We start from the raw sequence: 702 nt of genomic DNA, 5'->3' as shown, positions 1-702 counted from the left end.
GTCGATGGTGCCGTTCGATGTGGCCACCACTGCGGCCGTCACCGAGTTGGCGCCGATGGCGACGTCGCCGGCCTGGGCAGCCGCTTCGGCGCTGGTCCCGATCGCCAGCGCATCGTTCGCGTTCGCATAGGCGTTCATGCCAACGCTGACGCTGTTGCTCGCGGTGACTCCGGCGGTGAATGCGGAATTCACGCCAGCATAATTGCCGATGGCGATGTTGTTGTCCCCGGACATCGACATGCCGGCGTTCGAGCCAACGGAAACGTTGTCATTCCCCTGGACGGACTGGCCCGCGCCATAGCCGAGCGAAGCGTTGTTGTTGCCGACTACCCCGAGCCCCGAGTAGCTGCCGACCGTCGCGTTGTAGTCGCCCTGGGTGCCTTGCCCGGACGCCTGGCCGATCGCCGTATTCGATTCGCCGACGGTGCCATTGCCGGCAGCGGCACCGAACGAGGAATTGGCGCTGCCCGAGATGTTCTGCCCGGCCATGAAGCCGACGCTCGTATTGATCTGGCCCGCGATGCCCGGCGTGGAGCCCTGGCCTGCATCCCGGCCGATGGAGACGCTGTTCAGGCCATTGGCGTCGGCGCTGTCGCCGATCGCCACGGCGCCCTCGCCCGTCGCCGTTGCGTTGACGCCCGCGGCCAGGGCATTGAGGCCGGTGGCGCCGTCGTTGGCGTAGTTGCCGCCCTGCACGCCGTT

The 702-nt window shown here is 67.5% G+C and carries 1 pseudogene; it reads right to left on the bottom strand.

Annotated elements, in window-relative coordinates:
* Positions 1–702, bottom strand: a pseudogene (locus MD221_RS17420) (hypothetical protein); the annotation flags it as partial.

Source organism: Luteimonas aquatica, from assembly GCF_022662575.1.
GTDB classification, from domain to species: domain Bacteria; phylum Pseudomonadota; class Gammaproteobacteria; order Xanthomonadales; family Xanthomonadaceae; genus Luteimonas; species Luteimonas aquatica.
This window is presented reverse-complemented; position numbering and strand designations above follow the sequence as displayed.